General features: G+C 63.9%; 22 protein-coding genes and 1 tRNA gene. 16 read left to right on the top strand and 7 right to left on the bottom strand.

Annotation, left to right across the window (positions count from 1 at the left end; all coding sequences use genetic code 11):
• Positions 1–34 precede the first annotated feature (34 nt).
• Positions 35–3,673, top strand: a complete 3,639-nt coding sequence (mfd, locus tag CH292_RS02590) for a transcription-repair coupling factor (RefSeq protein WP_094653930.1) — start codon at positions 35–37, stop codon at positions 3,671–3,673.
• Positions 3,673–4,584 carry a MazG family protein gene (locus CH292_RS02585; protein ID WP_020111372.1) on the top strand — a complete coding sequence of 304 codons (912 nt, stop codon included), beginning with the start codon at positions 3,673–3,675 and terminating at the stop codon, positions 4,582–4,584. Before mfd ends, CH292_RS02585 begins: the two co-directional genes overlap by 1 nt.
• Before the next feature lie 151 nt (positions 4,585–4,735).
• Here the strand turns inward: CH292_RS02585 and CH292_RS02580 are convergent, their stop codons facing one another.
• From CH292_RS02580 to efeU, 6 genes are all read right to left on the bottom strand, one after another.
• Positions 4,736–5,377, bottom strand: a complete 642-nt coding sequence (locus CH292_RS02580) for a dihydrofolate reductase family protein (RefSeq protein WP_094653929.1) — start codon at positions 5,375–5,377, stop codon at positions 4,736–4,738.
• 64 nt (positions 5,378–5,441) lie between these two features.
• The gene (locus CH292_RS02575; protein WP_249277164.1) at positions 5,442–5,813 is read right to left on the bottom strand and encodes a hypothetical protein; all 372 of its coding nucleotides are present in this window, start codon (positions 5,811–5,813) and stop codon (positions 5,442–5,444) included.
• 11 nt (positions 5,814–5,824) lie between these two features.
• The gene (locus CH292_RS02570) at positions 5,825–6,352 is read right to left on the bottom strand and encodes a DUF3558 domain-containing protein (protein WP_094653927.1); all 528 of its coding nucleotides are present in this window, start codon (positions 6,350–6,352) and stop codon (positions 5,825–5,827) included.
• 89 nt (positions 6,353–6,441) lie between these two features.
• Complete coding sequence (gene efeB, locus CH292_RS02565; protein WP_094626283.1) at positions 6,442–7,686, bottom strand: iron uptake transporter deferrochelatase/peroxidase subunit; 1,245 nt, start codon at positions 7,684–7,686, stop codon at positions 6,442–6,444.
• Entirely contained in the window at positions 7,667–8,833 is a 1,167-nt protein-coding gene (gene efeO / locus CH292_RS02560; protein ID WP_094626284.1) for an iron uptake system protein EfeO, read from the bottom strand. The genes efeB and efeO overlap by 20 nt, the downstream gene beginning before the upstream one ends.
• Positions 8,830–9,687, bottom strand: a complete 858-nt coding sequence (gene efeU, locus CH292_RS02555) for an iron uptake transporter permease EfeU (protein WP_019664573.1) — start codon at positions 9,685–9,687, stop codon at positions 8,830–8,832. The genes efeO and efeU overlap by 4 nt, the downstream gene beginning before the upstream one ends.
• Before the next feature lie 151 nt (positions 9,688–9,838).
• Between efeU and CH292_RS02550 the strand changes: the two genes are divergently transcribed.
• The 11 genes from CH292_RS02550 (at position 9,839) to CH292_RS02500 (ending at position 19,806) form a co-directional block, all read left to right on the top strand.
• Positions 9,839–10,564: a lytic transglycosylase domain-containing protein gene (locus CH292_RS02550; RefSeq protein ID WP_033190783.1), complete on the top strand. Its 726-nt coding sequence runs from the start codon at positions 9,839–9,841 to the stop codon at positions 10,562–10,564.
• A gap of 202 nt (positions 10,565–10,766) precedes the next feature.
• Positions 10,767–12,053 carry a phosphopyruvate hydratase gene (eno, locus tag CH292_RS02545; protein WP_020111364.1) on the top strand — a complete coding sequence of 429 codons (1,287 nt, stop codon included), beginning with the start codon at positions 10,767–10,769 and terminating at the stop codon, positions 12,051–12,053.
• 30 nt (positions 12,054–12,083) lie between these two features.
• Positions 12,084–12,764: a septum formation initiator family protein gene (locus CH292_RS02540; protein WP_230594178.1), complete on the top strand. Its 681-nt coding sequence runs from the start codon at positions 12,084–12,086 to the stop codon at positions 12,762–12,764.
• A complete protein-coding gene (locus CH292_RS02535) occupies positions 12,761–13,288 on the top strand; it encodes a DUF501 domain-containing protein (protein WP_094653926.1) in 528 nt (175 codons plus the stop codon). The genes CH292_RS02540 and CH292_RS02535 overlap by 4 nt, the downstream gene beginning before the upstream one ends.
• Entirely contained in the window at positions 13,285–14,229 is a 945-nt protein-coding gene (locus tag CH292_RS02530; RefSeq protein WP_094653925.1) for a Ppx/GppA phosphatase family protein, read from the top strand. Before CH292_RS02535 ends, CH292_RS02530 begins: the two co-directional genes overlap by 4 nt.
• A gap of 118 nt (positions 14,230–14,347) precedes the next feature.
• Complete coding sequence (locus CH292_RS02525; RefSeq protein WP_026347701.1) at positions 14,348–15,778, top strand: short-chain fatty acid transporter; 1,431 nt, start codon at positions 14,348–14,350, stop codon at positions 15,776–15,778.
• A 46-nt stretch (positions 15,779–15,824) separates the two neighbouring features.
• Positions 15,825–15,898, top strand: a tRNA-Leu gene (locus CH292_RS02520).
• A gap of 451 nt (positions 15,899–16,349) precedes the next feature.
• Entirely contained in the window at positions 16,350–17,525 is a 1,176-nt protein-coding gene (locus tag CH292_RS02515; RefSeq protein WP_094653924.1) for a site-specific integrase, read from the top strand.
• Positions 17,526–17,783: 258 nt separating this feature from the next.
• Positions 17,784–18,206, top strand: a complete 423-nt coding sequence (locus CH292_RS02510) for a hypothetical protein (RefSeq protein WP_256977867.1) — start codon at positions 17,784–17,786, stop codon at positions 18,204–18,206.
• Positions 18,207–18,269: 63 nt separating this feature from the next.
• A complete protein-coding gene (locus tag CH292_RS02505) occupies positions 18,270–18,887 on the top strand; it encodes a hypothetical protein (RefSeq protein ID WP_094653923.1) in 618 nt (205 codons plus the stop codon).
• 547 nt (positions 18,888–19,434) lie between these two features.
• Entirely contained in the window at positions 19,435–19,806 is a 372-nt protein-coding gene (locus CH292_RS02500; RefSeq protein ID WP_094653922.1) for a hypothetical protein, read from the top strand.
• 212 nt (positions 19,807–20,018) lie between these two features.
• Here CH292_RS02500 and CH292_RS28795 read toward each other — a convergent pair whose 3' ends face one another.
• On the bottom strand, positions 20,019–20,156 hold the full coding sequence (locus CH292_RS28795) for a hypothetical protein (protein ID WP_179277893.1): 138 nt from the start codon (positions 20,154–20,156) through the stop codon (positions 20,019–20,021).
• 158 nt (positions 20,157–20,314) lie between these two features.
• Here CH292_RS28795 and CH292_RS02495 point away from each other — a divergent pair, with 158 nt between their 5' ends.
• The 3 genes from CH292_RS02495 (at position 20,315) to CH292_RS28495 (ending at position 22,807) form a co-directional block, all read left to right on the top strand.
• Positions 20,315–21,355, top strand: coding sequence for a hypothetical protein (locus CH292_RS02495; RefSeq protein WP_143545715.1), 1,041 nt, complete (start codon positions 20,315–20,317; stop codon positions 21,353–21,355).
• 28 nt (positions 21,356–21,383) lie between these two features.
• The gene (locus CH292_RS28500) at positions 21,384–21,587 is read left to right on the top strand and encodes a hypothetical protein (protein ID WP_143545714.1); all 204 of its coding nucleotides are present in this window, start codon (positions 21,384–21,386) and stop codon (positions 21,585–21,587) included.
• 185 nt (positions 21,588–21,772) lie between these two features.
• Positions 21,773–22,807 (top strand): hypothetical protein, encoded by a 1,035-nt coding sequence (locus CH292_RS28495; RefSeq protein ID WP_143545713.1) that lies wholly within the window; start codon positions 21,773–21,775, stop codon positions 22,805–22,807.
• Positions 22,808–22,989 lie beyond the last annotated feature (182 nt).

Below are 22,989 nucleotides of genomic sequence, written 5' to 3'. Positions count from 1 at the left end.
TCCATTGCGCCGATCTCGCTCAGGAGCCCCGCAGTTGTCTTCCGATTCTTCGCTTGCACTGTCGGGCCTCGCGCGCGTCGCACTGTCGGACTCCACGCTCGCCGCCGTGCGCGACGCCGTCGGAGCCGCGGAGCGCACCCTCGTCGCACCCAACTCGGTGCGGCCGTTCGTCGCATCCGCCATCGCCGACCGCGCGCAGGTCCTCGTCGTCACCGCAACCGGCCGTGAGGCGGACGATCTGACGACGGAGCTGAAGCAGATTCTCGGCGACGCCGTCGCTCAGTTCCCGTCGTGGGAGACACTGCCGCACGAGCGGTTGTCCCCCAGCGCGGACACCGTCGGCCGACGGCTCGAGGTTTTGCGACGCCTGGCCCGGCCGGACGACAAGGACTACGGCCCGACGCTTCAGGTCATCGTCACCACCGTTCGCTCGCTCGTGCAGCCGATGGCGCCGGGGCTGGGGGAGATCGAACCCATCGGCTTGCGCGTCGGCGTCGAAATCGACTTCGACGGGCTCATCCACCGCCTCGTGGAACTGGCCTACACGCGCGTCGACATGGTCGGTAAGCGCGGTGAATTCGCCGTTCGCGGCGGTATTCTCGATATCTTCTCGCCGACGGCCGATCACCCCGTTCGCGTCGAATTCTGGGGCGACGAGGTCACCGAGCTGCGCGCCTTCTCGGTCGCGGACCAGCGGTCGCTCCCGGACGTCGACATTCAGTCGGTCATCGCGCCGCCGTGTCGTGAGCTGATTCTCACCGAGACCGTCCGTGACCGTGCGGCGGCGCTCGCTGCGGACAACCAGGCGGACGCAGCGCTGGTCGAGATGCTGGACAAGCTGTCCGCGGGTGTTCCCGTGGAAGGCATGGAGGCCCTGCTACCGCTGCTGCAACCCGGTGAGCTCCAGCTGCTCGCCGACGTATTGCCCGACGGCGCGCATGTCCTGCTGTGTGATCCGGAGCGAATCCGCACGCGTGCAACCGATCTGGTCCGTACCGGCCAAGAGTTCCTGGAAGCGTCGTGGACGGCCGCGTCGGTCGGCGGAGCGGCTCCGCTCGACGCGTCGACGGTCAACACCGACAGTCTCGGCGGAGTGAGCCTGGATCTCGGGGCGTCGGCGTACCGCTCGCTCAGGCAGATTCGTGAATCCGCACAGGCGCTGGGACGGCCGTGGTGGACCATCAGTCCTCTCGCGTCCGGAAGCGAGGACGAGGTCGCACTCGTCGTCGAGTCGGTCCCGGAGGTCCGTGGCTCCGAGGAGTTGCTCGCCGGTGTGTTCGCGATGCTCCGCGCACACGTCTCGACGGGTGGGCGCGCGGTCATCGCCGTCGCCGGTGCAGGCACCGCCAACCGCATCATCGAGCGGCTCGGCGAAGCGGAAGTACCTGCGGCACATATCGAGTCGGGGTCCGAGCCGTTGCCGGACGTCGTCAGCGTCCTGTGTGGCACGTTGAACGAGGGACTGATTCTGCCCGACGCCCGGCTCGTGGTCGTCACCGAGAGCGACCTCACCGGAAACCGCGTCGCTGCCACCGAAGGGCGAAAGCTACCGGCGAAGAGGCGAAATCAGGTCGATCCGCTCGCTCTCGTGGCCGGCGACAGCGTCGTGCACGATCAGCACGGCATCGGACGATTCGTGGAGATGATCGAGCGCACCGTCGGCGGTGCACGACGCGAGTACCTCGTCATCGAGTACGCACCCAGCAAACGCGGTCAGCCCGGCGACCGATTGTTCGTGCCGATGGATTCGCTGGATCAGCTCTCGCGCTATGTCGGTGGCGAACTGCCGTCGCTCAGCAAGCTCGGCGGATCGGACTGGGCGAACACCAAACGCAAGGCGCGCAAGGCAGTTCGTGAGATCGCCGGCGAGCTCGTGCAGTTGTACGCGGCGCGTCAGGCGGCGCCGGGCCACGCGTTCGGTCCGGACACCCCGTGGCAGCGTGAGATGGAAGACGCGTTCGGGTTCACCGAGACCATGGACCAGATGACCGCGATCACCGACGTCAAGGCGGACATGGAGAAGGCGGTTCCGATGGACCGCGTCATCCTCGGCGACGTCGGCTACGGCAAGACGGAAATCGCCGTCCGCGCCGCGTTCAAAGCAGTTCAGGACGGCAAGCAGGTGGCGGTACTCGTGCCGACAACGCTGCTGGCACAGCAACATCTGCAGACGTTCACCGCACGAATGGCCGCGTTCCCCGTGACGGTCAAGGGGCTCTCTCGCTTCACCCACGGCGCCGAGTCGAAAGAGGTCATGGCCGGTCTGGCCGACGGAACCGTCGACGTCGTCGTCGGCACGCACCGCCTGTTGCAGACGGGTGTCGTGTGGAAGGACCTCGGCCTCATCGTCGTCGACGAGGAACAGCGGTTCGGCGTCGAGCACAAGGAGCACATCAAGTCGCTCCGCACCCACGTGGACGTGCTGACGATGTCCGCGACGCCGATCCCTCGTACGTTGGAGATGAGCCTCGCGGGGATTCGTGAGATGTCGACCATCCTCACGCCACCCGAGGAGCGCCATCCGGTCCTGACCTACGTCGGCGCGTACAACGACAAGCAGGTCGCGGCTGCGATTCGCCGCGAACTGCTGCGCGACGGCCAGGTGTTCTTCGTGCACAACCGTGTCAGTTCGATCGACAAGGCCGCGAAGCGAATTCGTGATCTCGTTCCGGAAGCGCGCGTCACCACGGCGCACGGCCAGATGAACGAGGAGACCCTCGAACGCACGGTGCAGGGCTTCTGGGAACGCGAAACCGACGTGCTGGTGTGTACCACCATCATCGAGACGGGTCTCGACATATCCAACGCCAACACGCTGATCGTCGAGCGCAGTGATTCGCTCGGCCTGTCTCAGCTGCACCAGCTGCGTGGACGCGTCGGACGTAGCCGCGAGCGTGGTTACGCGTACTTCCTGTACCCGGCGGAGAAGCCTCTGACCGAGACCGCGTACGACAGGCTGTCCACCATCTCGCAGAACTCCGACCTCGGCGCCGGTATGGCGGTCGCCATGAAAGACCTCGAAATCCGCGGCGCCGGAAACGTTCTGGGTGCCGAACAGTCCGGCCACGTCGCCGGCGTCGGATTCGATCTGTACGTGCGGTTGGTCGGCGAAGCCGTGGAAGCGTACCGGGCAGCCGCCGACGGCAAACCGATCTCCACCGACGAAGTGCCCAAGGAAGTGCGCATCGACCTGCCCGTCGACGCACACATTCCGCCGGACTACGTCACCAGCGACCGGTTGCGGCTCGAAGCCTATCGAAAGCTTGCTGCTGCAACGGATTCCGACTCGATCAACGCAGTGCTGGACGAGCTCGTCGACCGCTACGGCCCACTTCCCGAGGAAGTGGGACGCCTGGTGTCCGTCGCCAAGCTTCGTTTGATCGCGAAGGAGTACGGGCTCACGGACGTCAACGTCGCGGGCACCCAGGTCAAGCTGGCCCCGATGGATCTGCCCGATTCCAAGCAGATCCGACTCAAGCGGCTCTACCCCAACGCTGCGTACCGCGCCACCACCGGTGTGGTGCAGACGCCCCTGCCTCGCGTGGAAGGCGGCGGCGTCGGTGCTGCGCGAGTGCGGGACGTCGAGTTGGTCCAGTACATCGCCAACCTCATACTGTCACTCGACGGTAAACCGTCCAGGTCGGTGTTGCTGGAGCAGACTGTGGGGGTGTGATGACGGTAGTGCTGCTGGATCCCGTTCGCCCGACGATGGTCCCGGCCGAGGCCGTGGAATTCCTCAACGGAATCGTCGAGTTCACCGAGGAGGTTCCGGTGCGCACCCGGTGGCTGTTCTCGGGTACCGCGCACGCCGACGGCTCCGCCGAGGTCCTCGTCAGCACCGACCCGTCGAACCCGGATGTGCAGCAGCGCATTCGGCGCGGTGACCGCGTAATCTCGTCGCCTAAGCTGCCTGGTGACGACCTTATCGCTGCCGTACTTCTGATGGACCGCCTTCGGGTCCGCGGTGGGTGGGAAGCTCAGCAGACACACGCGTCGTTGAGCGGTTACCTGCTGGAGGAGACGTACGAGCTCCTCGACGCCATCCACAGCGGCAACCTCGAGGATCTGAAAGAGGAACTCGGCGACATCCTGCTGCAGGTGCTGTTCCATTCTCGGATCGCGCAGGACGCGTCGGAAAATGCATTCGACGTCGACGACGTAGCAGCGGGTCTTGTACGAAAGCTGACTCACCGAACCCCGCACCTCGACGACGGATCGACCGGCCCGATCGACATCGCTGTGCAGGAGAAAGCGTGGGAGGAGAAGAAGGCAGCCGAGAAAGCCCGCGGTTCCTGCTTGGACGGCGTCGCACTGTCCCAACCCGCACTGGCACTGGCCCAGAAAGTCGTCGCGCGGGCGAGCAAAGCGGGACTGCCCGACGAGCTGATTCCCGACGAACTTCGCGTCGTACACATCGGCCTCGACCACAGTCACGGGGGCGAAAGCGCCGAGGACTTGTTGCGACGCAACGTCTTGCGTTTCGCCGACCGTATCCGCGACGCCGAAAAATCCGCCAAGGTCCACGGCGCAGTCCCCGGCAAACTCACCGCCATCGAATGGATCGAGAACTGGGGTAGGCGGTAGGTCCGCCCCCTTTGGCGCACGAATGGGCCCTGCTAGCTACCGGTACGCATGAATGTGACATCCAAGCGATGAGGGGCTGGTCGGCCGGTTTTCCGGAGCGAATGTGACGTTCGGTCAATGCTGCGCACCTGGGCGTGCGTCTGCGATGAGGCTACTTACGCCAGAACAGATGATGTGTGACGCGGCTGGGGCTGGGGATGGTTTCGTGCTCGAATCGGTCGTCGAGTTCGTCGGGTGACTCCCATAGTTTCAGCCCCGACCCGAATTCGACGGGCGCGACAGTGATGTGGAGACTGTCCACCAGGTCGGAGTCGAGGAACTGGCGGATTGTCGTGACCCCGCCGCCGAGACGTACGTCCTTACCGTCGGCCGCCTGCTTGGCTCTGTCCAACACATCTGCCGGCGAACTGTCGACGAAGTGAAACGTTGTGTCGGAGAGTTGGATCGAGGGGCGCTCGTGGTGCGTGAGTACGAACACCGGGGTGCGGAACGGTGGCTCATCACCCCACCACCCCTCCCATTCGTGATCCGTCCACGGCCCGCGTTGAGGTCCGAATTTGTTCCGGCCCATGATCTCGGCGCCGATGTTGTTCGAGAAATCGCGGGCGAAGTAGTCGTCCAAGCCCCGGGACCCACTGGAACCGGCGTTGCCCGGAAAACTTGCCGTGGCGAAGAACCACTTCATCAACGTCAGATGGTCGAGACCGAACGGGTTCTCGAAACTCTGGTCGACGCCTGCGGCGACCCCGTCGGATGAGATGGTGAAATTCTGTACCCGCATTAGCTGTGCCATGTGTCTCCCCGCATCGAAGGTGCCGTTCCGGAGTGTAGACCCGGCACCTTCGCGAATCTCATCGTCAATTGGGGAACATCTGCGCGACGTCGGATGCAGTAGCCGCATCGGTGTCCGAGTACTGCTCGAAGAACTTCTGAAACACCGCCTGCATTTCTTTCACCACCTGTATGTGGCTGTCGATGACACCGACCATGCTGTTCTGTCCACCCGCTGCTTTGTCGGACAGTATCTGCGCGAACTGTCTGCCCATCTCGAAGTCCCCGTAACCCTGGACTTTCGCGAGGCCGAAGGCAGACTTCCGGTGTTGGTGCAGTCGTTCGATGTAGGCCACACACGATTCATTGCACGCCCTCGCGACCGACTCGTCGAGAAATAGTTGACCTGCGTCGGCGGCCTGGGCGAGGTTTTGCCAATACGTAGTCTCAGATGACACCAAAGTTCCTTTCAGTTCGCCGGGAACGCCATAGCGACGTCACGGACGTGGTTTTCGGCGATGTCGCAGACGTCGCTCCGCGCGATACCCGCTTCGAGGGTGAGCACGGTGAACGTGGCTACTCCGCTTGCCGTGTCGAACGCGACGTCGCAGGTGTCGCTTTCATCCACGATGTCGACTTTGTAGACCACCGCTGTCCTCCCAGCGATCGAAACGTCGGAGAAGTCGCTGTTCTGAGGGTTTCCGCGTACGTCCTCGAGTGTGTGTGTTTCCGAGAAGTAGACGGTAAACGAGTACCACGGATCTCCCGCTGGACCTTCCCAGCCGCAGATGGTCCAACCCGGGGTGGTGTAGCCCTTGTCTGCCATGGAGTCTTTGGATGCTGGGTCGAGGCCTGCGGCGGTGATGGTGGAGTCGGGGATGGTGCAGGGGTCGAAGGTTTGGTCGGTGGGGGAGTCGGCGATGGCGTCGCCGGTGATGTCGGTGGAGCAGCCGACCAGCAGTGCGACGCTGATCGCCGTCAGACAGGCCTTACGCATAGTCTCCCCCTCGCAGAAATCACGTCGTCAGGTTAGACGCACGCGAGGTCGGATCGGTTCCACGCTGTCCGGTCGTAAGAATGAACCATTCAAGCGAAGAGGGTAGACCCCCAGAATTCCGATTCACCCAACCCGGGCGGGCAGGCGAAGACGGCGGAGCCGACGTGTTGGATGTATTCGTTCAGTAGGTCTTTGCGGGCCAGGGCCAGCTGCATGGGCACGAACTGCTCGAGTGGGTCTCGGCAGTACGCAATGAAGAACAGTCCTGCGTCCAGGTGACCGAAGCCGTCGGAGCCGTCGGTGAAGTTGTAACCGCGCCTGAGGATTTGGATGCCGTCTAGGTTCTCCTTCGAGGCGAGACGCACGTGGGCGTCGGAGTCGATCAGCAATCCTTCAGGACCCTTGGAATCGAGGTCGAGAGCGTCGAATTCGTCTTTCAGGCCCAGGGGTGCGCCGGTTCCCTTACTGCGCCCGATGACTCGTTCCTGCTCCTTCAGCGTGGTCCGATCCCAGGATTCGATCAGCATGCGGATTCGACGCGCAACGAGGTACGAGCCTCCGGCCATCCATGGTTGATCGTCGTCTTCCCCGACCCAGATGTAATCGTCGAGCAGTTCGGGATCCTCGGCTTTGAGGTTTGCCGTTCCGTCTTTGAATCCGAACAGATTTCGTGGTGTCGCCTGGGTGGTCGACGTCGAGGACGTGCGCCCGAATCCGAGTTGGGACCACTTGACGGATACGGTGCCGAATCCGACGCGTGCGAGGTTGCGGATGGCGTGGACTGCGACCTGCGGGTCGTTGGCGCAGGCCTGGATGCAGAGGTCGCCGCCGGAGCGGCGTTCGTCGAGATTGTCGGCGGGAAAGTGCTGCAGGTCGGCCAGGGACGTCGGCTTGAGATCCGCAAGCCCGAAGCGAGTGAACAGTCCGGGCCCGAATCCGATCGTCAGGGTCAACGACGACGCGGACAATCCCAATGCCTCACCGGTGTCCGACGGCGGGCGGTACTCACCCGCGCCGACAGCGCCACCGTCGAATGTTTCTTCGCCCCGGGTGAGCCGCTCCGCCATGAGCGTCCACTTCTGGAGCAGCGCAACGAATTCGTCGCGTGACTCGGTGGTGATGTCGAATGCGACGAAGTGCATGCGGTCCTGTGCCGGAGTGACGATGCCGGCCTGGTGCGCTCCGCGGAATTCCACGATGTCCGACGCTTGGTCCTCGTCCGACTCCGTGCATGCGGCAACGGCTCCCGTCCCGACGAGGGCCGCGCCCACCCCGACGGCGCCGAACAGGCGCCGCCGAGAGAAGCGAGAAGTATTACTGTCCGGCAACGACACCCTGTACCTGACTTACCTCGGCGGACAGTGCGTCGATCTTGTTGGAGAGTTCCTGACGCTGGGGTTCGGTGACGGTGTCGTAGAAGACGAAGCCGTCGCCCTGGCGGTACTCGGCCAGTTCGGCGTCGAGCTCGGCGAAGCGTGCATCGATGGCCGATCCCAGTTCTGCGTCGTTCTGATCGATGATCGGACGCACTGCGGCAACTGCTGCCTGGGAGCCGTCGACGTTCGCCTGGAAGTCCCATAGGTCGGTGTGCGAGAAGAAGTCTTCCTCACCGCTGATCTTGGTCTTGGCCACCTCGTCGAGCAGTCCCTGGGCGCCACCTGCGACCTGAATGGGGTCGATGGTGAAGTCCTCGGCCTTGACCTTCTCGGCGAGTTCTGCAATGTCGGCCTGAAGCTGATCGGCCATCTGGTTCGTGTCGGGCTGCAGTCCCTGCTCCCAGAGATCTTTCTCGATGCGGTGGAAGCCGGTCCAGGTGTCACCGGGCTCGACGTCCGGTTCACGCAGATCGATGCGCGGGTCGAGGTCGTCGGGGAACGCCTCGGCAACCGGTTCGATTCGCTCGTAGTAGCTGCGGGTGACGGGGAACTGGGTCTTTGCGGCTTCGATGTCGCCGGACTTCACGGCGGCGACGAACGATGCCGTGGTCTCCTGGAGCGCGTCGACCTGACTGACGACGTATCTTTTGTAGCCGGTTGCTGCCTCGTCGAGCAGTCCGTTCTCGTCGGCCTGACGCACGGCGTCGCCGGAGACGACGAAGTCTGCGCGGATTCCGTCGCCGACCATTCCTGCCTTGCAGGCGGTCTGGTAGGTGCCCGGGTCGGGCAGGGCGACGATGAGCTGGCGCGTCAGGCCCGGTCCAATGTTCTCGACCTCGCCCATGACACGGTCGCCTTCGCCGTAGACGTAGAACTCGGTGACCTTGGTTCCGTTGTTCGTGATCTGGAACGTCGAGTTGCCGGTCGTTCCTTCGGACGTCGCGACATCGCACGTGGTGTCGCTGGCGGCGACGGCGATGTCGCCGGAACCGGACTCGGATCCGCCGTCGGACGACGATTTCTCGGTGCAGCCGGCGAGAGCGAGCGGCAGAGCCGCGAGTGCGGCCAGCGCAAAGGTGGTACGGCGCAAGGGAGTGCCTTTCATGAGGTGACTGCGGGTTCGGGTACGCGAACCGGCCGAAGGAACAGGTAGAGAACGACAGCGAGGTAGAGCACCCATCCGGTGACCTGCAGGACGGTGGGTTCGGGTCGGAAGTTGAAGATGCCGGCGAGGACGGTTCCGTACCAACTGGACGCGTCGAACTGCGCGGTGATGTCGAAGGCCGTCGAACCTCCGCCGGGCAGAATCCCGCCGATCTGCAGTGCACGGATTCCGTACGCGAGAATGCCTGCCGCGACGACGATCAGGAAGATGCCGGTGTATTTGAAGAACACCGCGAAATTGATGCGGATGGCGCCGAAGTACAGCAGAACCGTCAGTCCGGCGGCGGCGACGATTCCCAGCAGAAGTCCCAGCAGCGGCCACGAACTGCCGCCCGTGTTCTCCGCGTATCCGACCATCAGCAACGCAGTTTCGACGCCTTCGCGTCCGACGGCGAAGAACGACAGCGCCAGGACCGCGAGTGGTCCGACGGTCAACGCTCGCTCCATGCCGGAGCGGAGTTCGCCGGAGATGTCCTTGGCAGCGGTGCGCATCCACAGCACCATCGCGGTGACGATGCCGACGGCGACCAGCGAGGCGGCTCCGGCGATGATCTCCGCGGTCAGTCCGGTGACCGTCGACGTTCCGTAGTGAATGACGAAAAAGATCGCTGCCACCATGGCAACAGCCAGCCCGACTCCCAACCAGACCCACTTCAACGCGTCGCGCCGCTCGGCCTTGACGAGGAAGGCGACCAGGATCATGACGACGATGCCCGTTTCCAGGCCTTCACGGAGGCCGATCAACCCGCTTCCGAACATTTGGGTGGCGATGGGCGGAGCGGCTAGGACGGACACGTTCGGTGCTCCTGAAGCGTTGCGAGAAAGGGTAGGGAACCCTCATGTGGTTGAGAGCAACATACACCCTCGTGCATATTGGAAAACCCCTTTGACCTGCACATGCTCGGCGCTTTAGGTTTCTATTACTTTTCGTGTGCAGGATGGACCTGTGAAGAAGCGAGTGGCCTACGTCGTTGCTGTGGTCGCGGTGGGTCTGTTGGCTGCGGCGTGCGGCTCGTCGGAACCGCCGCGTGCGATTCCCGAAGGCATTCCTCCCGGAGCGGGAACGCCGGTGCCCGAGATCGACTTCAACGCACAGGGGAGAACGGCGGACCTCCTGCTCGACTGGGCGGAGCCCCAGGCCGACGCCATGAACATCTCGGTTCCGGCGTTGGCGGCCTACGGTCACGCCGCCGCGATCATGTCCGACACGGCACCCGGCTGCGGCATCGCCTGGACGACGCTCGCCGGAATCGGCTACATCGAAAGTCGCCACGGCACGTACCAGGGCTCGTCCGTCGCCCCCGACGGTCTTGTGTCGCCCGCAATTCGCGGCATCCCATTGGACGGCGGCCCGGGCGTCGCCGAAATTCCCGACACCGATGGCGGCCAACTCGACGGCGATCCGGTGCACGACCGCGCGATGGGCCCGATGCAGTTCATTCCCGAGACCTGGAAGAAATGGGGCGTCGACGCCAACGGTGACGGTATCGCCGATCCCGACAACCTCGACGACGCAGCTCTGACCGCAGCTCGCTATCTCTGCGCGCGCGGAGGTGATCTGCGCACCGCGGAAGGGTGGGAGCGCGCGCTCATGGCCTACAACCAGTCCGGTGTCTATCTCCGAGACGTCCGCGACGCTGCAGCCGCCTATTCAGTCGGCACCACTGCGTGACTCCGCAGGCTCCGCTCTTGCTTTCCCTGGTCACTCCGCAGGCTCCGCTCCTGTCTTTCCCTGGTCACTCCGCAGGCTCCGCTCCTGTCTTTCCCTGGTCACTCCGCAGGCTCCGCTCCTGTGCGTCGCGGGGAGGTCAGGCGAGCGGCTAGTCTGACACCCGGCACTTACCCGCCCGCCCCCGTTACAAGGAGAAGCATTCGTGGCCATCATTGAGCAGGTCGGAGCTCGCGAGATTCTCGACTCCCGTGGCAACCCCACGGTCGAGGTCGAGGTCGCACTGGACGACGGAACACTGACCCGCGCAGCGGTTCCTTCCGGAGCGTCCACCGGTGAGCACGAGGCAGTCGAGCTTCGTGACGGCGGCGAGCGTTACGGCGGCAAGGGCGTCGAGAAGGCCGTCAACGCTGTTCTCGACGAGATCGCACCGGCTGTCATCGGCCTCGACGCCATCGAGCAGCGGGCCGTCGACCAGGCTCTTCTCGATCTCGACGGCACCCCGAGCAAAGCGCGTCTCGGCGCGAACTCGCTGCTCGGTGTTTCCCTCGCGGTGGCGAAGGCGGCTGCGGAGTCCGCTGGACTCGAGCTCTTCCGTTACCTCGGCGGACCGAACGCACACATCCTTCCCGTACCGATGATGAACATCATCAACGGTGGCGCGCACGCGGACAGTGGCGTCGACGTCCAGGAGTTCATGATCGCGCCCATCGGTGCGCCTACCTTCAAGGAATCCCTGCGCTGGGGTGCCGAGGTCTACCACTCCCTCAAGTCGGTTCTGAAGGCCAAGGGCCTGTCGACGGGCCTCGGCGACGAGGGCGGCTTCGCGCCCGACCTGGCCGGAACCAAGGAAGCGCTCGACCTCATTCTCGACGCCATCGCCAAGACCGGCCTCAAGCCCGGACAGGATGTGGCGCTCGCACTCGACGTCGCAGCCACCGAGTTCTACACCGCAGGCACCGGCTACGCCTTCGAGCGCGCTACCAAGTCCGCCGAGGAGCTGTCGGCGTTCTACGGCGAACTCGTCGACGCCTACCCGCTCGTCTCCATCGAGGATCCGCTGGACGAGAACGACTGGGACGGCTGGGTTGCCCTCACCGAGGCCATCGGTGACAAGGTGCAGCTCGTCGGCGACGACCTCTTCGTCACCAACCCGGAGCGTCTCGAGGACGGCATTGTCAAGGGTGCGGCCAACGCGCTGCTGGTGAAGGTCAACCAGATCGGCACGCTTACCGAGACCCTCGACGCCGTCGACCTCGCGCACCGCAACGGCTACAAGACGATGATGAGCCACCGGTCCGGCGAGACCGAGGACACCACCATCGCCGACCTGGCGGTTGCCGTCGGCAGCGGTCAGATCAAGACGGGTGCGCCCGCGCGTTCCGAGCGCGTTGCGAAGTACAACCAGTTGCTGAGAATCGAAGAAGCTCTGGGTGACGCGGCGCGTTACTCGGGTGAGCTGGCTTTCCCCCGGTTCAATTACGAGGGATAGTTTTCGGCTCGATTCGACGAGGGTGATTGCATGGCGGCACGACGAGGAAGATCCGGGACAAGCCCAGGTGGGCGTGATCCCCGGCCTCGTGGTCGCTCTGCATCCCGGGGCCGGACGTCCGGAGCTGCGTCGGGAGACGAGCGCAGCTCCGGTCAACCGGCGCCGGAGCCGTCCGATCAGGCGCGTGACGCCGTGGTCGGCGGCAAAGCAGCTCCCCGACGGGTGGGCGCGCGGGCTTCGTCCGGCGGTGAGCGCACGTTTCTCGGCCTGTCGACGGCCAAGGCCGTGGTCCTCGCTGTCGTCGTGTGCGCGTTGGCGTTGACGCTCGCGATGCCGCTGCGGACCTATTTTTCGCAGCGCGCCGAGCTCGAGCAGGTCCTCGCCGAGCGCACCGGACTCGAGCAGGACGTCAAGGACCTGGAGCTCGAGAAGACGCAACTGAACGACCCGACGCGCATCGCAGCCAATGCGAAGTCCAGGCTCCGCTGGGTGATGCCGGGGGAGACGCCGTACACGGTGCAGTTGCCGGGGGACGTCGGTCCGCCGGTGGACGACGTGGAAACCACCAAGCAATCCGAAGGCCCGTGGTACCGGGACCTGTGGGAGTCCGCGGTGCAACCGCAGGGGCCCGTGGAGGAACAAGAAGTGGTGCCGGATCGGGCTGTTCTGCCCGAGCCTGCACCGGACATCGAAGGAGGACCGGTCGGGTGAGCTCGGCAGTCTCGAAGGAAGATCTCGACGCCGTAGCGGCTCAACTCGGACGCGAACCCCGCGGTGTTCTCGCCATCGCGTATCGATCCCCGGACGGTAGGCCCGGTGTGGTGAAAACTGCGCCCAAGCTGCCCGACGGCACCCCGTTCCCCACCCTGTTCTATCTGACGGATCCGCGCTTGACGGCCGAGGCCAGCCGTCAGGAATCGGCGGGCGTGATGCGAGACATGACTCTTCGGTTGGCCGAGGACGAGGAACTGGCCGCCGGATATCGCCGCGCGCACGAGTCCTACCTGGCCGAGCGCAACGATATCGAATCTCTCGGAACCGATTTCACCGGCGGAGGTATGCCGGATCGGGTCAAGTGCCTGCACGTGTTGATCGCTCACTCCCTCGCCAAGGGCCCGGGCGTCAACCCACTCGGTGACGAGTCGGTGGCGCTCGCCGCCGAGACCTCGTTGCGCGGCACCGCAATTCCCGCCGACTGGCCGACCATCGCCGAACTTCGCGGAGAGACTTCATGACTCGGGTAGCAGCCATCGATTGCGGCACCAATTCCATTCGCCTCCTCGTTGCGGACATCAAAGACGGTGTTCTGACGGATGTTGCGCGGGAGATGCGCGTCGTGCGCCTCGGCCAAGGCGTCGACGCGACGGGTTCCTTTGCGCCCGAGGCGATCGAACGCACCCGCGTCGCTCTCGAGGAATACGCTGGCATCATTCGCGAAGCCGGTGTGTCGGCGCTGCGCATGGTCGCGACGTCCGCCACCCGCGACGCCGCGAACCGCGACGACTTCTTCGCGATGACGCGGGAGATTCTGGATCCCATCGTGCCCGGTTCGGTCGCCGAGGTCATCACCGGTGACGAGGAAGCACGGCTGTCGTTCGCCGGTGCCGTCGGCGAACTCGACGCCAAGGGTGCACCGTTCGTCGTCGTCGACCTCGGCGGCGGGTCCACCGAACTTGTTCTGGGTGATCGCAAGGGTGTGCGTGCGGCGTTTTCCGCCAACATCGGGTGCGTCCGTCTGACCGAGCGTTTTCTGCACTCCGATCCGCCCACCGCCGACGAGATCGCCGGAGCTCGCGCGTACGCCCGCGAGAAGTTGGAGGAAGCGTTCGAGGACGTCAACATCGGCGAGGCCTCGAGTTGGGTCGGCGTCGCGGGCACCATGACCACCATCGCCGCCATCGCTGCAGGTCTGCAGGAGTACGACGCGGACAAGGTCCACCTGACACGAGTGTCCTTCGGAGACCTGTTCGACGTGTGCGACCGTCTGATCGGAATGACTCGCGCAGACCGAGCGGCGTTGGGGCCCATGCACCCCGGACGGGTCGACGTCATCGGTGGCGGTGCCATCGTGACCAGTGTTCTGGCCGAGGAGTTCGAGCGTCGCGGCGCCGTCAGCACCCTGGTGGTCAGTGAGCACGACATTCTCGACGGCATCGCCCTGTCCGTGAAGGCGTAGTTCTGCAGATTCGCAGGTAGTACCTGCGGCGATGCTCCTTGCGTCGGTGTCCGATTCGGTGAACTCTGTGACGTGCGACACGCACGCGCAGGGGACTACGCCGAAACGAGGATCATCGATGACGACGACGCAGGCACCCGCAGAGAAGGGCCTGGCACGACTCGCGCAAGGACTGGCTCGAGCCACCGAAAAATGGTTCCCCGACGCCTACATCTTCGCTTTGGTGGGCGTTGTCGTCGTCGCGGTGGCGGCGTTCGCGAACGGGTCGTCGCCGCAGAACGTCGTCGACGCCTTCGGTGGGGGTTTCTGGGATCTGACGGCGTTCACGCTGCAGATGGCGATGGTGGTGCTCACCGGGTACGTCGTTGCGACGTCGCCTCCGGTGGCGCGGCTGATCACCCGACTGGCGCTACTACCTCGTTCACCCAGTAGCGCAGTGAGTTTCGTGGCCCTGCTCTCCTGTACGGTGTCGTTTCTGAACTGGGGATTGAGTTTGGTCTTCAGCGGTCTGCTCGCTCGCGCGATCGCGCGACGGTCGGACATGCAGGCCGACTACCGGGCTCTCGGTGCCGCAGCCTTCATGGGGCTCGGTGCGGTGTGGGCACTCGGAATGTCCTCGTCCGCGGCACAATTGCAGGCAACTGCGAGTTCCCTGCCTGGACCGCTGCTGCAGATCACCGGTGTTCTCGATTTCGGCAAGACGATCTTCACGTGGCAATCGTTGGTGACCTGTTTGATCATCACGGTGATCACCGTCGTCATAGCGCATCTGTCCGCTCCGAAGGGCGCGGCGATCAAGACTGCGGAGAGCATGGGCGTCGATCTCGACGACACGATCGACGAGCCGGCTCCGCGGTCGCGTCCCGGCGAGTGGCTCGAGTACAGTCGGGTCCTTCCGTTGCTTATCGGTGCAATGACGCTGGGATGGCTTGTGTCGCAGCTACTGACGTTGCCCGTGCTGTCGGTGGTGTCGAGCCTGAACGGCTATCTTCTGGTCTTCCTGATCCTCGGTCTCGTCCTGCACGGAACGCCCAGAAGGTTTCTCGACGCAGTGTCCAAAGCAGTGCCGGCCACCGCGGGCATACTCGTTCAATTTCCGCTGTACGCGGCGATGGCTGCCATTCTGGTCGAGGCCGAGGGACGGGGAGGCGTCACGATCTCCGAGCACCTCGCGAACTTCTTCACCGACATCGGCAGCGGCGGCGGTTTTGCTGTGGTCATCGCGATCTACACCGTGATCCTCGGGCTGTTCGTGCCCTCCGGTGGAGGTAAATGGCTGGTCGAAGCCCCCTACGTCATGCAATCGGCTACCGACGTGCAGATGAACCTGGGCTGGACCGTCCAGATTTACAACGTCGCCGAGGCCCTGCCGAACCTCATCAACCCGTTCTTCATGCTTCCGCTCCTCGCCGTACTGGGCCTGCGGGCACGTGATCTCATCGGATTCACGTTCCTGCAGTTCATCTTCCACTTCCCAGTCGTCCTGCTGCTGGTGTGGCTCCTGGGCATGACCTTCGACTTCGTGCCACCGGTCATCCCCGCCCAGTAGCGGACCGATATGATCGTCACCGCTGGAACCAGCGTTCCCAGCAATCGCCCCTATAGCCCAATTGGCAGAGGCAGCGGACTTAAAATCCGTCAAGTGTCGGTTCGAGTCCGACTGGGGGCACCGGAGTCCACATGGATCCACAATCTCGCTGTCGAGCAGCGTATTTCGTAGGTGGTCGTGGACTGCCGTAGACTGTGCTGTATCTGAATGGACAAGTAAGGCAGCGGATTTTAATCCGCCTAGCGGCTCTCGTGGCCGTGCCTGTGGTTATATTTCTGCAGGTCAGGGCGTTTCGCATCTTGGCTGAAATTCTCGGTGTCACAAGTCTGTCACAACTCGGTACGAACTGCGCCTTGGCGTACAGGGGGTGCAATGAATGTGGTTGCTAGACTATGTAATTCGAGATTCTTCAGCCGTATTGCAATGTGTCAAATGCTTCGAGCACGCCGCGCCTGGCCACCTGGTCCGATCGGCGTTGTAAATTGCATTTTCCGCACCGTCTATGTCAAAACGCCAGTTCAGCACAGTTTTGCTCTGCAGATGTGTCGGTGACCTGCGCTAGGCTGCCGATATGGACTTCCGACCAGGCCGTGCACCTGCGGTGAGCAATGTCGCAGGCAGCCCCGTGGGCGGCAGATCGTTGGCGGTCGAGCCGGAGATCCCGCCTGCCGTCGCGAAGCGGATCGCGGCCGCCGTGCAGTCCTCCCGTTCCGAGGGCACGCGCAAGACCTACGCGGCTGCGTGGAGACGCTTCACCAGTTGGTGCGCAGCGAATGGTCACGTGACGCTTCCGGCGCACCCGATCACCGTCGCCGCTTACCTCGTCGACGCCGCCGATACCCGCACCGAGACGGGGGAGCGGGCTTACGCCGTCGCCACCTTCGGCACGTGGATAGCGGCCATCAATCACCAGCACCGCACAACCGGCCACATGTCGCCGTCTGCACACGAACTCGTCATCGCAACCTTGTCCGGGATCCGGCGGGAGTACGCCGCAGCGGGGGATCGGCCCCGCAGCCCGCGAGATCCACTCCTTGTCGACGACATCAAGCTACTTGTCGAGACTGCGCGGAAGCGGTGCCAAGGCTGGGCCGACGAGGTGCTCGAACGTCGGGATTCGGCGATCCTGCTGCTCGGGTTCGCCGGCGCCTTCCGCCGTAGCGAGTTGTCGGAGATGGCGTGCGGAGATGTCACCGTGCACCGGCACGATGGCCTCCACATCCGGCTACGGAAGTCGAAAACCGACCAAGAGGGCAAGGGAGCGGTCAAGGCCCTGCCCTACACCGAATCCCACGAGACGTGCCCACCCTGCGCGTACGTCCGGTGGGCACAGGTCGTGGCCGCGTTCGATGCTGGCGGCCGTCCCTCTGTAATCCGACTACTTCGCAAGGGCGAGCCGTTCGAGGCGCATGTGTGCCGTGGGGGAGTGCCCCGCACCGCAGCCCGGGCACCGCTGTTACGAGCAGTCGCAAAAAATGGCAACCTCGGTGCAACCGCGCTGTCCGGTGCCGCGATTCACCAGACCATCCGCCGCCGCGCCGAACACGCTGGCTACGACCCCGCTACTCTCACGAAACTTGGTGGGCACTCCCTCCGCGCCGGATTCGTCACCCAAGGCACCCGCAACGGCGCCGACGGTTCGTCAATCGCCCGACAGACCGGCCACGCCAGCCTCGACTCCGTCGAGATGTATCGCCGCGAGCGTGCGCCACTTATCGGCAACGCCGTCAACGAGATTGGGCTGTAAACAGCGAAACGAGCGGAATTGCGTTCGATGCAACTGCGTAACAACAGTTACGAATGCCATGACCTGCTCGTCTATCTGGGTGTCAGCCTAGCCGTTGTCGGGCTCCCCACGTAGCCTCACCTGGGCAGATAGGTCGCGCACTGGACAGGATTCAACATTGTTGTGTTTGATGCATCGCGTGGGTGGGGCTGATATCCCAGGTGCGGCGCATCTGGTGTTGACCGATGGGGTGGTGTACATCTTGATCCTGAAGAAGCAGTGTTCGACGCGATGTTGGCCGGTTGGCAGCATCAGCAGCGCACTCGTTTCCTGAGCGACGAGGGGACGATTGGGCCGCGGTTGACGTTGATCCGGCGATTCCCCCAGTTCACCACTTCCTATACGTGGCAATGGGAACCGGCCGCCGGGCAGGACTTCATCGTGCATCTGCGATCTGGCGTAGGCCGCACGCCGATCGCGGTGTCGACCGCACGATCGTACGAGATGGCGATCTCATTGTTCAAGGAGTATGTCACCGACCGCCGATACGGCTGGCCGACACGGTGCTTGGAGCGTTTTTCTGTTGTGCCGCAACAAGTCTTCCATGACGGCAATTCTGTCGCGCATGTAAAGATGTCGAATTTGGGCGCGATGACAAGTGATTTTCGAGCGAGCTCTGAGGGGCAAAGCGCAGATTTATGAGGAGGACCCCAAGCAGCTTTCCGGCCAGAGACTGCTCGGTGCATCGAGGGGCAAGATGGGGTGATGACGCAGCTGCGGATTGTCGTTCCCGAGGACTTCATCATGGATGGAATGGCATCCATCCCCGAGGTAGGTGATCGTGTCGGCTACCTGCTGCAGTTTCAGGAGGGCCGACCGCAGGCCAACCCCGAGATGTCGAACCGTGTTCTCGCGCGGGTCGAGGTATTGAACGAGGGCCGACTCTCAGCAGGGAGGATCGACCCCAGCGGCACATCCCACCCGGGTACCTACTCGATGCAGTTGCACGGCGACGGCTGGCGCGCGTACTTCCGGTCGAGTCGCCTATATCAGGACACGGCAACCCTGACCGGGACGTTCGGGGCCGGTTGGCCCGGGGTGATCCCGATCGACACCGAGACCACCGGCGTCGTAACCAGATGTCAGCTGATCACGCGTGTCAGCTACCCCGACTCCGCCGGCAGACACACTCAGCCATCGACGGACACCCTCGGACCCGTCCCTGAGGGACAGAAGGGTTTCCGGCTCGGCCTGGTACCCGTCGGGCCCGCACCCCAAGGCGCGTCGGGGTGGGTCGCGATGAGCCCGCCGCAGGACGGTCCGTGGACCCGTGAGGCTGGGATCCTCGTGGAGCTCGAGACCAGCGCTCCTCAACCACACTAGGGCGCGCGCCGCGGCCGCGTCCCACCTACCGAGTGCGAGCCACTCGAAATCCCGCGCGCCATGCGATGAGGCCAGAGACCGCTCCGATGACCGCAGCTGCCACGGGCCCGGCGATCAGGTAGGGAACAAGATCGGCATCTCTGCCTGGGCAGAGGGAGTTCGTCGACGGTGCGGCAAGCTCGCTCATGAGCGAGGTCAGCGGCGCGCTCGAAATACACTGCGTCGGCTGCCCTAGCCACCATGAAACTAGAGCGACACAGACCAGGCCGCCGACGAAGAACGCAATGGCCCCTGCCGCAATCAATGAACGCACCAACGCATCGTTCCAGCTCGAGCCGTAGTCCTGTGAACGAGGGTCCGGTGCGATGCGCTGCGGCCGACGCGAGAAACGGGCTCACCCTGAAGCCGCTGCCCGGCCCGTCTTATGCTGCTATTTGTGGATCGACAGCAGCACGGACTGCGCGAAGACTATTTCCCGCCGGGATCAGTTGCTGCCCAGTTCTATTCTCCATCGGTCCGTCGATACACGCCCCGGCACGGTGAGCTGTTGGAACAATACGGTGGTCTCTCGTCGACCTGGGCGGAGTTGGCTTTGGCTGCGTGCTTGCGTCGCCTGTCGACAAGCTCGTTGTCCGAAGCGTGGGGTGTCGGTGTTGCCGACGCATGGACGGACGGCCCGGATGCGTTCTGCGTCGTATACCGGTACATGACTGTCGCGAAGACTTTGGGAATTCGTATGACGAAATCGGGGCCGCATCCTGCTGCGGAGACGGAAGACGCTGAGCGCTTCGGCCGAGAAGTGGCCGATTTCGACATCGGAGAACCGTTGGGGACCGTCGCGAACAACCTCCGGCCTGATAGGAACGGAATCGACTGGTGGGGCTACCTCGACGCAAAGACACCAGTGAAACCGACCTGATTCGTTCGACGGCCTGGCTGCGCGGCGTTCGTCCGTCCCGACTGACAACGTACCGAACGAGGATGGGTTACGGTAAGCCGATGATCACTTCCCGCCGTCGAAAGAATGCCGCCGCGCACTGATCCGCCCGCGAGGCACCGAACACCGCTACCTAGGCGCGGTTGTTACTACGCGGGGCCATCGCGGAGGGTTTGTTGGTTCTCTACCCGGTATCACTTCCACGATCCCGCGGCCACCGCGTCTTCGATCGACGGGGGACAGAACGTCCCTGCGTCCTTGGTGCTGCCACCGCCGCCCGCGGCCGATCTTTCGCCGCCGACGTACGAGACGCCGAGCGACTTCACTGGCAAGCTTCATTCCGCGCCGGTGCCACCGAATTCACTGTGTCAGTTCGCATTCATCGGTCACCGCTATCGAAGAATTCGCGGGCGACGCCACCGGTGAATGCCTTCTGGACGCCACCACGATGCCTCCGTACACCACCATCGAGACCCAACAAGGAGCGCTCATGACCACCTGGATCGAAGTACTTATCACCATGGTCGACGGACCCGACCGCCCCGTGACGGGGATCGCGATGCCCTACCGCCATACCGACGAACCCGTCGTCTGGTACACCGGAACCTACGGCGAGACACCCATCCTGCTCGACCTCCCCAGCGCAGGAATCCAACTCACCCGGTGGGGCCACCGCTTCCGAATCGAATCCTTGGACGGCCGGCTGCTGCTCTGCGGTGACGGCGATACGGCATGGGACTTTCGTGACGATCCGCACCGCCCCCGGCGCACTGCGCAGCGGCGGGTGGTCTTCGCTGGTCCGGGCCACGAGATGGTGTTCGGGCGACGAGCCGCGCACTGGGTGGGCAACCACTGGGCGACACCGACGGGACCGGTCACCGACGTCGACGTGGCCGGACGGCCCAGTTGGGCAGTCACTCTCGCCGCCGGACCCCCCGTCGGCGGCACAGAGCAGACCGACATTCGCATCGTCGTCGACGCCGAAACGGGAACAGTGGTCGCCGAGCACTCCGCAGACGGCATCGAGGGCGCGGTGTACCAGGAATTTCGGACACTCGATGCCGCCGATGCCGGGGCGTTCCGGTGGGATGGTCCGGTCGTCACCGACGAGGAGTCGCGGCGCGCAGCGGGCCGACCCGCTCCCGGCCTCGAACAGGAACGGGCCGCTGCCTGGTTCCACAACAACGTTGTCGCAGAAGCGGTATCGCTGCCCGTGGTGATCGACTTCTCCGTGCGCCGCGCGGATCTGCACGACGCCGACTCAGGAGCCTTCACCGCGTACCTGACCACCACCCCGGCCTCGCGCGGACCGTCGGTCTACCTTTCCCGCCGGGCGCGCTCCACGCAGCCGTGGGCGGTGCTCGTCCCGCAGTTTCAGGTCTCCTGGTGTACAGCCGACTTCGACTGGACTGTCGTCATCGCCGGAGGGAGCCTCGACGAGCAAGGTCTGCGCCGGTTGCGCCGGTGGCTACACCCCGACGACCCGGTGATCGGGACGCCCCCACTTGCCCGACGCGCGGTGACGACATGACTATGCACCAGGAGCAGAGTCTTCGGCGGTGCCGCGTCGGACGTTGTCGGTGCGGGTGCCGGGCTGGGTGATCGACGATGGATCCTTCCCCCGAGCGACTGCCGGAGACGTGGTCGAGGTGTTGCTCGAGTTCCACACATCCGATGACACCTCGTCGCTGTGCGAACAGCAGCTCACCGCCATCGCCCGTCCGGCTTACGGCCGCCACCGCATCAGCAGCGCGCCAGCGTAGCGTCCTAGTCCACTGTTCGTCGGCGAGATACCGGCGGACGGCAGTCCGGCGGCCGCGCAGCGTCAGACGAACACCGCACCTTCGAATACTGCACCTTCGCCAGTACAGTTCATTTATAGCCAATCCTAGCTGTCGGTGCTCTGCCCTACTGTCAGGCAAGGTCTGGTTCCGCTGATGGGGGAGTGATGGGCAAACCGAAAAACGCACGTTGGAAGAAGTCACCTAAGGATGCCGGCGGGCACCCACGCGTTCGATTTCCTCGCAACCTGGAGTCACCAGAAGCTGCGATTGCACGGGCGTTCCTGTCACGCGCATTGATTCCGTCACGCGCTCGTATCGATTCACGAACCGAGGAGGCCAGGCTTTTCGAAAAATGGCGTGTCAACCCGAGCCAGCCCCGACCCGGCAGTCCTCTCGATCTCGACGACTCCGGATATTTCTCGGCGGTCGTCACTGAAAACGTATCGCCATCACCAATTCGCGACCACGCGCTCTTCCCAACGATGGCTGCTGCGGAGAACTTGACCACGGTTGTTCGACTGATCGACGACTGGGATCGCAACGGGCAGATGCGCTCGATGTCAGTAGTCACTTTATGTCGATCTGCGCTTGAGTCGTCCGCTCGGGCGGTATGGCTCTTGTCACCGCCAGAACGGTCGGAACGTCGCAGTCGCGCACTGCGCATGGTCAAAGCAGAGATACTCGGACAGAAGAAGTTCCTGACGAAGCAGGTCGCTGGGTACGAATCTCAAGGGACTCGGTATGAGTCCGAACTCGCCGCGTTACGTTCCGACCTCGACAAAGCGATCGATGTACTCAGCGACTTGGACGCGGTGGCGGGAGCGCCAACAATTGAGCAGCAGATCGAACTGGCTTCTGCATGGGTCGACGAGACAGCAGTGAATCCACAACACACCCCGATGGCCGGCATGGCGAAAACGATGTACTCAATCGCATCGGGCTTCGCCCACGGTTACACTTGGACGACCAAACACATGCAGGAAACCACCGACCTCTTCAACATCACAGCTGACTTTCTCTACGTTGCGACAACGATGCTGAGCGCTGCGGTGATACTGCACGAGACGCAGTCGGCCGCATCGTCAAGCGATATCAGCGAGCTATGCCCCGGCCACTTGCGCGATGTCGCCCGGATATTCCACCAGAGATACGTTTTCGTGGAACGAGAACAGTCGGACTTAAACTCCGTTGCCGACTGACTGGCCGGTGACACGGAGTACGGGGCCGAGAGCTACCGTCTGTTGCACGGCGATAGGTGCCACCGCCGGCTGTCGTCATGATGTCTGGCTCTTGTGACACGTTCGTGGGTCGCTAATCGCGCCTAAGCGGCCACACGCCGTCCCCCGTCTAGGTTTTGGCTTGTCGAAGGTCAAAACCGAAG

Source organism: Rhodococcus sp. 14-2470-1a (assembly GCF_002259425.1).
In the GTDB taxonomy this organism is placed as follows: domain Bacteria; phylum Actinomycetota; class Actinomycetes; order Mycobacteriales; family Mycobacteriaceae; genus Rhodococcoides; species Rhodococcoides fascians_E.
Note: the sequence above shows the minus strand (reverse complement) of the source record. Positions and strands in the feature narration are given on the sequence as shown.

Excerpts from the sequence above, each read along its gene's own strand:
- CH292_RS02585 (WP_020111372.1), top strand. The coding sequence starts at position 3,673 with ATGACGGTAGTGCTGCTGGATCCCGTTCGCCCGACGATGGTCCCGGCC.
- CH292_RS02580 (WP_094653929.1), bottom strand. The coding sequence starts at position 5,377 with ATGGCACAGCTAATGCGGGTACAGAATTTCACCATCTCATCCGACGGG.
- CH292_RS02570 (WP_094653927.1), bottom strand. The coding sequence starts at position 6,352 with ATGCGTAAGGCCTGTCTGACGGCGATCAGCGTCGCACTGCTGGTCGGC.
- efeO (WP_094626284.1), bottom strand. The coding sequence starts at position 8,833 with ATGAAAGGCACTCCCTTGCGCCGTACCACCTTTGCGCTGGCCGCACTC.
- CH292_RS02540 (WP_230594178.1), top strand. The coding sequence starts at position 12,084 with ATGGCGGCACGACGAGGAAGATCCGGGACAAGCCCAGGTGGGCGTGAT.
- CH292_RS02530 (WP_094653925.1), top strand. The coding sequence starts at position 13,285 with ATGACTCGGGTAGCAGCCATCGATTGCGGCACCAATTCCATTCGCCTC.
- CH292_RS02525 (WP_026347701.1), top strand. The coding sequence starts at position 14,348 with ATGACGACGACGCAGGCACCCGCAGAGAAGGGCCTGGCACGACTCGCG.
- CH292_RS02515 (WP_094653924.1), top strand. The coding sequence starts at position 16,350 with ATGGACTTCCGACCAGGCCGTGCACCTGCGGTGAGCAATGTCGCAGGC.
- CH292_RS02505 (WP_094653923.1), top strand. The coding sequence starts at position 18,270 with ATGACGCAGCTGCGGATTGTCGTTCCCGAGGACTTCATCATGGATGGA.
- CH292_RS02495 (WP_143545715.1), top strand. The coding sequence starts at position 20,315 with ATGACCACCTGGATCGAAGTACTTATCACCATGGTCGACGGACCCGAC.
- CH292_RS28495 (WP_143545713.1), top strand. The coding sequence starts at position 21,773 with ATGGGCAAACCGAAAAACGCACGTTGGAAGAAGTCACCTAAGGATGCC.